General features: G+C 58.9%; 7 protein-coding genes. 4 read left to right on the top strand and 3 right to left on the bottom strand.

Features of this window, described 5'->3' with window-relative positions:
• Window positions 1-133: 133 nt before the first annotated feature.
• Window positions 134-925 (bottom strand): helix-turn-helix transcriptional regulator, encoded by a 792-nt coding sequence (locus OC445_RS25525; protein ID WP_054898854.1) that lies wholly within the window; start codon window positions 923-925, stop codon window positions 134-136.
• Window positions 926-1,062: 137 nt separating this feature from the next.
• Here OC445_RS25525 and OC445_RS25520 point away from each other — a divergent pair, with 137 nt between their 5' ends.
• The 3 genes from OC445_RS25520 to gltS all read left to right on the top strand — a co-directional run bounded on the left by OC445_RS25520 (window position 1,063) and on the right by gltS (window position 3,852).
• Window positions 1,063-2,166 (top strand): polyamine ABC transporter substrate-binding protein, encoded by a 1,104-nt coding sequence (locus OC445_RS25520; RefSeq protein WP_054920044.1) that lies wholly within the window; start codon window positions 1,063-1,065, stop codon window positions 2,164-2,166.
• A 22-nt stretch (window positions 2,167-2,188) separates the two neighbouring features.
• The gene (locus OC445_RS25515; RefSeq protein WP_054898856.1) at window positions 2,189-2,476 is read left to right on the top strand and encodes a hypothetical protein; all 288 of its coding nucleotides are present in this window, start codon (window positions 2,189-2,191) and stop codon (window positions 2,474-2,476) included.
• Window positions 2,477-2,640: 164 nt separating this feature from the next.
• Complete coding sequence (gltS, locus tag OC445_RS25510) at window positions 2,641-3,852, top strand: sodium/glutamate symporter (protein ID WP_034127220.1); 1,212 nt, start codon at window positions 2,641-2,643, stop codon at window positions 3,850-3,852.
• A gap of 5 nt (window positions 3,853-3,857) precedes the next feature.
• Here gltS and OC445_RS25505 read toward each other — a convergent pair whose 3' ends face one another.
• On the bottom strand, window positions 3,858-5,348 hold the full coding sequence (locus OC445_RS25505; protein WP_034127221.1) for a PLP-dependent aminotransferase family protein: 1,491 nt from the start codon (window positions 5,346-5,348) through the stop codon (window positions 3,858-3,860).
• Window positions 5,349-5,425: 77 nt separating this feature from the next.
• Between OC445_RS25505 and OC445_RS25500 the strand changes: the two genes are divergently transcribed.
• A complete protein-coding gene (locus OC445_RS25500; protein ID WP_057978142.1) occupies window positions 5,426-7,087 on the top strand; it encodes a M24 family metallopeptidase in 1,662 nt (553 codons plus the stop codon).
• 182 nt (window positions 7,088-7,269) lie between these two features.
• Here OC445_RS25500 and OC445_RS25495 read toward each other — a convergent pair whose 3' ends face one another.
• A complete protein-coding gene (locus OC445_RS25495) occupies window positions 7,270-9,009 on the bottom strand; it encodes a dipeptidase (RefSeq protein WP_057978140.1) in 1,740 nt (579 codons plus the stop codon).
• Window positions 9,010-9,045 lie beyond the last annotated feature (36 nt).

The raw sequence follows: 9,045 nt of genomic DNA, 5'->3' as shown, positions 1-9,045 counted from the left end.
GAGCACGACCTTGCCAAGGTCGGGGTCGCGAGTTCGAGTCTCGTTTCCCGCTCCATATTTAACGAAAACGCCGATCAGTGATGATCGGCGTTTTTGTTTGTGCGCAATTTACTTCGCCAGCGCACCACCCCGTTCAAAGCGTCGAAGGGATCTCTTGCCGTGGCATGAAAAAACGCGCAAACAGTTCGGACTGAGATTTGATATTCAGCTTGCTGTAGATGTTGCGGCGGTGGACCTTGATGGTTTCTGTCGACAGCGACAGCTTGCCGGCGATCTCTTTGTTGGAGAACCCACTGAGGAGTAACTTGAGCACGTCCTTTTCACGTGCCGTTACTTGTGTTTCCAACTGAGTAAGTGCCTCGGCCCATGGGGCCGGCTCGGCGAGGTTTTTCGTCGGGTCAGTTTCAAAAAACATGCGTTGATGCATCAATGCCGTCACCCACGGCTTGATCAGGTCCAATACTGTTATCTGCGCCTGGGTGAATCGCAGGTTGCTGCCAAACGACATGCACAGCGTTGTGCCGGCATCGAGCCGTACATTGTATTGCGCCTCATCGACCGAGATGTATTGCGCGAAATATTGTTGGTAGTACTCGGTTTCCCGGAAGTGTTCCGGCGCAATATCGAGCAGATGGAAGAACCCGCTCTGTGGGTTTTCTCGATCAGCGATATAGAACGGGTCCAGCAGATACAGGCCTTTCACATAGCGGTGAATAAAGGCGTCGATTTCTTCGCTGTCTGCTACTTCGGGCAGGCTGATCACGCGCACCGCGTGGTCGCCAAAAACCAGCACCACCCAATTATCTATCTGCACATATTCATTCAATACGCGAATCAACGAACTCCAGAACTCCGGGCGATTGAGCTGCATGATCAGTTTTCCAACCGATCGGTGCCAAGCCAGGCTATGAAGGTCAAGCGACATGTTCTACCCCTTTAGGGTTAGGGCTTTGCAGGCCAGAGCTAAGTACTTGTAGGTATTTACTATTCGTTGATGCTCGGTATATTCACCCCGAGCTTACGATAGCCATGAAGGCGTGTCGTGTGGACAGGGATAGTCATATGAGTCGAGCACACTTGCGAGCTATTTTTTTAGCTTCGCTCCTGGGGGCTGCAACCAGCACGCCCGCAGCCGCCGCTGAATCTTCGGTGTATCTGTATAACTGGTTCGGGTTTCTTGAACCGCAGACGCCCAGGCAATTCCAGCAGGAGACCGGCATCAAGCTGCATATGGATGCTTTCGACAGCGCCGAAATCATGCAGAGCAAGGTCATGGCTGGGCGCACCGGCTATGACCTGGTCGTGGCCACCTCCAATGTATTACCCGGCTTGATCAAGGCTGGGGTGCTGCAGCCGCTGGATCGCGCGCAGTTGAGTAACCTTTCGCACATCGACCCTGACATCCTCTCCCTGCTGGCGGTCAATGACCCAGGCAATCGCTACGCCGTGCCCTATGTCTGGGGTACCACTGGCATTGGCTACGACGTGGATAAAGTCAAGGCGGCGCTGGGCGATGACGCCCCGGTGGACAGTTGGGACCTGATCTTCAAAGAAGAAAACATCAGCAAGCTCAAGTCTTGTGGCGTAGCCATGCTCGACTCCCCCAGCGAAATCATTTCGATCGCCTTGCACTACCTGGGGTTGCCCAGTAACAGTACCGATCCAGAGGATTACCAGAAGGCCCAGGCGCTGCTGTTGAAAATCCGTCCCTATGTGCTCTATTTCGACTCGTCCAGAATCGACGCCGACCTGGCGGACGGCAATATCTGTGCAGTCGTCGGCTGGGCCAATGGTGCGCTGGCCGCTCAGGCGATTAATGAAAAGTCCAACAGCGGCCGCAAGATTGCCTACAGCCTGCCGCGCGAAGGCGCCTTGGTCTGGTCTGAAAACTGGGTGTTGCTCAAGGATGCTCGCCACCCAAAGGCCGCTCTGGCGTTCATCAACTACATGCTGCAGCCGCAGGTGATAGCCAAGACGTCCAACTACATGCTCTATCCCAACGCCAACAAAGATGCCACTGAGTTCGTCGAGCAAAAGTTGCGGGATAACCCTTGGATTTATCCCGATAAAAAGACCATGGCCACACTGGTTCCGCTTGAACCCTTGCCGCTGAAGGCGGAGCGCATTCGCACACGGGTCTGGACCAAGGTCAAAAGCGGTACGTGACGGGGTCGGGGAGGGAGACAGCATGCGCCAGGGTCGTGATCAGCGTTATTTAGAGTCGGACGACTACAAGGCCTACAAAGAGATTGAAGAACAGATCGGCCTCTGTACGCCAGAGCAAGCCTGGGCCATGTATTACGTTTCGACGGGCATGGTGCGTGAAAACATTACCCTGGCCGTGATGGAGCACATTGGCCGGGGCAATCGTGCCCTGTTGCTTGAGTTTCCAGACCTGGTGCGAATCGCAGGGCGTGACGCTGAGCCGGGGGAGATCGCCTCCAACTGGCCTCTGCTGCGAAGGCGTCGTCGGTAAGTCTACTCTGCGTATCTCTGGAGGGGCGAGGTGCAGGCGGTTGTAGGTTATTATTGTGAGGCTTGTAGGGAAAGTCTGTGTTTTTTGTGGGGGCGATACCTTTTCGCCCTGTGCTCTCTACTCTGGCCACCCATTCTCCTTGTCCACTTCAGAGAACTGACCGGATGCTTCAACTCGATTTCTATTCAACCCTCGTTGCCGCTTCACTGGTGCTATTGCTGGGGCGCGGGCTTGTGGCTCGCATCGGCTTCTTACGTACCTACAACATTCCGGAACCAGTAGCCGGTGGCCTGTTGGTCGCCATGCTGCTCCTGGCGTTGCGCGCGTTTGCCGATATCGAAGTACGCTTCGATCCTTCATTGCAAACCCCGTTGATGCTGGCGTTCTTTGCCACTATCGGTTTGAACGCCGATTTTGCCAGCCTGAAGAAAGGCGGGCGGATCCTGGCGGTGTTTCTGCTGGTGGTAACGGGCTTGCTGGTGGTGCAAAACGCCATGGGTATCGCGCTGGCCTCGGCGCTCGGCCTTGACCCATTGATGGGCCTGCTCGCGGGCTCGGTGACCTTGTCCGGTGGGCATGGCACCGGTGCGGCCTGGGGCGCGGTGTTCAGTGAGCAGTATGGCGTGGCGTCTGCGTCTGAATTGGCGATTGCCTCGGCGACCTTTGGCCTGGTGCTCGGTGGCCTGATCGGCGGGCCCGTGGCGCGTTTTCTGATCAAGCGGGTCGAGGTTCCAGGTATTGGGCAACCGCAATCGAGCCTGGCCAAGGGGTTCGAGCAACCGAACGAAGAGCGCCTGATCACCGCGTTTTCGTTTATCGAGACCCTGGCGCTGGTGGCGATCAGCCTGCAGGGCGGCAACTTGTTGAATGCCGCCATCCAAGGCACCGCTTTCGAATTGCCGACGTTCGTGTGCGTATTGTTCGTCGGTGTGGTGCTGCGCAATGGGCTGTCGATGCTCGGCTGGCATCAGGTGTTCGAACGCGAAGTCTCGGTGCTGGGCAATGTCAGTTTGTCGTTGTTCCTGGCGATGGCGCTGATGTCACTCAAGCTCTGGGACTTGGCGGCACTGGCTTTGCCGATTGTCGTTCTGCTGGCCGCACAGGCATTGCTGATGGCGCTGTTCGCGATTTTCGTGACGTTCCGGGTGATGGGCCGCAACTACGATGCGGCGGTGCTGGCGGCAGGCCATTGCGGCTTCGGGCTAGGCGCCACGCCTACGGCGATTGCCAATATGCAGGCGGTGACGCAGCGCTTCGGGCCTTCGCAGATCGCGTTTCTGGTGGTGCCGATGGTGGGCGCGTTCTTCATCGATATCGCTAACGCGGTGGTGATCAAGTTGTACCTGGCGCTGCCATTTCTAGGGGCCGCAGGGTAAGTTTTTCAGCGCCTGCCCATGGCGTTCATCGCCCGGGCCAGGCGCTGAGTGGCTTGCTGGATTTCGTCCCGGTCGAGGGAGGCAAAGCCCAGGCGCAGCGCGTTTACCGGTTGGTCGTTGGGGGAAAACTGACGACCACTGCGCACCACAACGCCGTGGTCCAGTGCAGTGCTTGCCAACTTATCGACGTCTATTTCTTCCTCGAAACGTACCCATAGCGCCAAACCACCCTCGGGCTCGCGCACTTGTATGCGAGCACCAAACGCCTGATCCAGGCAATCTTGCAATACCGTGCGGCGCGCCCGATATTCTTTCGACACGCGGCGCAAATGCTTCTTCAACTCCCCCTCATTGATCAGGTCTGCCAGCATGGCTTGAGCGACCGCGTCGGTATCGCCCAGCATCAGCGCGGCATTGCGTTGCAGGGCTTCAATCACAGAGGTGGGCGCCACGATATAGCTGCAGCGGAACGTCGAGCCCAGCACCTTGGACAACGAGCCGATGTAGAGCACATGGCGTTGGGCGCGGTCACTGGCCAGCGGCAGGTAAGGGCGGCCACTGAAATGGTATTCGTGGTCGTAGTCCTCTTCGATAATGCAGAAGTCATGCAGCGCGGCCAACGTCAGCAAGTGCTGCCGGCGTGCAGCGTGCAAGCTCACGGTGGTGGGGAATTGGTGATGAGGCGTGAGGTAAATCATGCGCACCTTGTGCTCACGGCATAAGCGCTCGATCTGGTCTGTGCGGCAACCTTCATCATCAATGTCGACCGTGACCAACTTCGCCCCGAGCTTGCGGAAAATTTCCCATGCCGGTGGGTAGCTCAGACGTTCCACCAGGACCACGTCGCCGGGCTTGAGCAGCAGGCTGGCGCTCAGGAACAGGGACATCTGGGTGCCCTGGGTCAGGCAGATATTTTCGGCAGTGACCGTCAGCCCACGGTTGTTGCGCAGCATTTCGGCCAGGGCGCAGCGCAAGTGATAGCCGGTGCCTTCGCTGCCGTAGCGCACGGTATTGGAGGCAAAGCTGTTGCGCAGTGCATGGCGATAGTAACGGTGCAGAACTGCCTGGGGCAGCAGGCGGTGGTCGCTGGTGCCGTTGTCGAAAAACAGCGCATCGCGCCGATGCTGTAGAGCGACCACTTGGGCATTATGGGTGAAATAGGGTACCAGCGGTTGCTCCAGTAACGGCGGCGCGAATGACGGTTGCGTAACGCTGGGCAGGTGTTTGAGTGTCAGCTTTACATTGACGAAGGTGCCACGGCGCGGCTCGCTGGTCAGCCAGCCCTTGGTCATGGCTTCTTCGTAGGCCAGGATCACCGTCTTGCGGTTGACGTCGAGCAAGTGTGCCATTTCCCGCGTGCCCGGCAGTAACGTCCCGGGCGGCAGGCGGCCTTCGAGGATGGCATTGACCAAGCCTTCGGCGATCTTGCGGTAAGTCGCCTGGCTTGCACCTTCTTCAAGCCGGAGCAGTGGACGCCATTTACGCATCTGGACCATCTGAAGTATCCAAATCTGGAGGTTTTAATGGGCCTAGTCTAGCGCAACAATCAAGCCTTACTTATCCCGAGGTTGTTATGAATACACGTCATGTCATCGAACTGTCGCCCTCGGGGAAAACCTTTGAGGCTGGTGACGAATTGTTGCTCGACGCCATGCTCGCCAGTGGCCTGGCCGTGCCGTTCTCCTGCCGCCGTGGCGCCTGCGGTTCGTGCAAGGTGGTGGTCGCCGAAGGTGCGTACCGGGCCAAACGCCTGGTGCCGGGTGCGTCGCAGCCTTCTTATCCTTTGGCAGCCAATGAGATGTTGTTATGCCAGAGCCACGCCTGTGGCGACATGCGCCTGCATATTCCCGGCTGGTCGCTGGATACCCCCGCGCTGGTAGTGGCGGCGCAGGTTCACAGCAAGCGTGCGCTGGGCCCCGATGTGATCGAGTTGGTATTGATGCCCGAAACCCCAGTGGCGGTGCGGGCTGGCCAATACCTCAAGTTCCACCTGGCGGACGGTGACACGCGCTGCTTCTCGATTGCCAACCTGCCCGATGAGGACGATGGGCGCTTGGTCTTCCAGATTCGCCGGGTGAGCGGCGGGTATTTTTCCGAGGGTATCCTGGGTGGTCTCGCCGTGGGTGAGCGTCTGCACGTGGAAGGGCCGTTTGGTGCCTGTACCTGGCAGGACGATGAGGCGGCGCCCGTGGTGCTATTCGCTACGGGTACTGGTTACGCGGGCATCAAGCCTATCTTGCTGACCGCGCTCAAGCGCGATGTCGACGTGACGTTGTATTGGGGCGGCGCGCAATCGGCAGACTTTTATGACAGCGCTTTCCTCGACCACCTGATGCTTGAGCATCCCCGTTTTCGCTGGCATCCCGTGCGGTCCTCCGAGGGCAGGGTTCAGGAGGTTGCAATGAGTCATGGGCATCAGTGGGAACAGGCCCAGGTCTATGCGTGCGGCAACGGTGCAATGCTCGGCCAGGTACGCATCCACTGCCTTGAAGCGGGGTTGCCCAGCCACCGGTTTATCGCGGAGGCGTTTGTCGCCAGTGGTCGGTCAAGTGCTGGAGCAGTCTCCCTATCGTTTGACCCGGTGTGGGAGAAAGTCGGCCCGCGTTATTCCTTGGACGGCATGCTGGCGGCGCGGGAAAAATCCATACGTGCCCTGGCGGCGATTGCCAGCCAGTTGAAAGTCGGCATGACCACCGGCGAGGCCCTTGAGATGGCCGCGAGGCAACTGCAGGCCATGGGCGCTTCGCACACTTGGCATCCGACCTACATTCGTTTTGGCGCCGACACTGTTCGCCCTCCGCGCGAGGGCATAGATCGCCAGCGCAGGCTGCGTGCTAATGACATTGCCGTGGTCGATCTTGGCCCGGTGTGGGATGGCTACGAAGGGGACTATGGCGATACGTTTGTGTTCGGCGACGCGCCGTTGCACCAGGCCTGTACGACGGCCTTGCATGAAGTCTTCGATGAAACACGCCAGGCGTGGCTGCGTGGTCTGACCGGGCGTGAGCTCTACGACTTCGCCGAGCACAGCGCTGCGTCAAAGGGCTGGAGGCTGGCGCGCAACCTGGCGGGGCACCGCCTTGCGGACTTTCCCCATGCATTGTTCGAAAGCAAGGAGTTGGCTGACCTGGAGATCCCACCGAGTGAAATGGCCTGGGTATTGGAGATCCAGCTGTGCCATCCCACTGAGCCGGTGGGGGGGTTCTTTGAAGACATGCTGATGTTGCAAGGCTGAAGAGCTGTCATTGTTGCCGAGTCGTGTTTGACGCGATGGCCCTGCAAAGCGAGATCTCACCCACACCGCCGATCTCCTGTAGGAGCTGTCGAGCTTTAGCGAGGCTGCGAAAGCGGTGGTTCAGGCGCTGAAGAGGATGCCTGTGCCGCTGCCTTCGCAGCCTCGCTTGGGTACCAGATGGGTCAGAGCTTCGGCAACTGCCCGACGCGGCCCATCATTTCGGTGACGATCTGCAGGTCCAGCAAGAACTGTTCAACCGTCTTGAACTCACTGTCAGTGTGCCCGGTGTACTTCTCTTCCGGGCGGGCCAGGCCGAATTGCACGCCGTTGGGCAGGTCGTGCACCGAGGTTGCGCCGGCCGAGGTGCCGAATTTGTGCGCCATGCCCAGGTTTTCAGTGGCCACTGCCAGCAAGGCTTTTACCCATTCGCCTTCAGGGTTGCGGTACATCGGCGTGTCCAGCGAGTAAGTGAAGCTCACGTTGACCTTGGCGTTCTTGTCCCAGGCGTTCAGCTTCTGCTCGATTTGCGCCTTGAGCGCCTCCGGGGTTTTACCTTTCGGTGCGCGCAGGTTCACGGCCAGTTTGAAGGCTTTGTCATCCTGCCCCACAAACGTCAGCGAGGTGGTCAACGGCCCCATGAAATCATCCGCGTAGCCCACACCCAATTTGCCGCCCAGGTAATCCAGGCCCCAGTTGTCGGCGGCATAGCGCGCGGCATCGGTGATGTGGTTGTGCTGGAGGGCGACCTTGCCGTCGAGGCTGTGGATCAGGTCCAGCATGCGCGCCACCGGGTTGACCCCGGTTTCAGGCTCGGAAGAGTGAGCGGATACGCCGGTAACCGTGAGTTTGACATCCTTGCCATCGACCTTGGCCGTCACCTGGAAGTCGCCACCGTTGCGCTTGGCATAGTCGGCACCGGCCTGTTGCAGGCTGGCGGCCAGTTCGGCGGGGGTGTCGCTGACCAGCGTGGCCACCGAGGCCGATGGAATCTGGTTGTTCGCCTTGCCGCCGGTCATCGCGATGATTTCTGCGCCTTTGCCTTCGCCCTTGCGCACCGGGAAGGTGGCCATCACGGTACCCGAGCCTTTTTCGGCGATCACCACCGGGTAACCGCCATCCAGCGCCAAGTTGTATTGCGGCACGGGGTTGCGTTCGAAGTAGTAAGGAATGGCATCACCGGCGGTTTCTTCAGTGGTGTCTACCAGCAGTTTGAACGTGCGCGCCAGTGGCAGTTTTTCTTCCTTGATCACTTTCATGGCGTACATCGCCACCACGATGCCGTTCTTGTCATCCTCGGTCCCGCGGCCATACATGCGGTCGCCAATCAGCGTGACCTTGAACGGGTCGAGTTTGGTACCGTCTTGCAGCACCCAGTTTTCCGGGGTCACGGGCACCACATCGGCATGGGCGTGCACACCCACGACTTCATCACCGCTGCCTTCCAGAGAAATTTCGTATACGCGGTTGTCGACGTTACGGAAGTTCAGGTTGAAGGACTTGGCCAGGGCCTCGATCTTTGCGGCAATCTTGAGGAATTCCGGGTTTTTGTACTGTGGCAGACCGTCTACGTTGAACGTCGGGACTTCCACCAGTTCACGCAAGGTTTCGAGCGCGGCTTTGCCATATTTAACGCGGGTGTAAATGCCCAGCAGGCGATTGATCTCGTTCTGCTGCTCGGCGCTCAGGGGTTTGTTGCCCACAAACGCGCTGATAGCCGGGCCGGTGTCAGCCGCTTTGCCCAGCTCGCCCTGGGCCAGAGTGCCGAGGAAACCGCGGAAATCGGTAACCGAGGTCTCGTTGAACTGCTTCAGGATTGCCGTGCTCTGGTCCGCGCTGATGTTGGCGAATGCGGGCGTGGCGACGGCCGAAAGGCCGGCGGCGAACAGGGTGGCAACCGCCAATTGCTTAAGTGGAAAGTGCATGGTTGAAGGCATTCCTTTGCAGGTAGTGAGTAGGAG

The sequence above is a fragment of the Pseudomonas sp. Pse35 genome, from assembly GCF_024519715.1.
Classification (GTDB): Bacteria; Pseudomonadota; Gammaproteobacteria; order Pseudomonadales; family Pseudomonadaceae; genus Aquipseudomonas; species Aquipseudomonas paracarnis.
The sequence above is the reverse complement of the archived record's forward strand: the minus strand, read 5'-3'. Positions and strand labels throughout refer to the sequence as shown.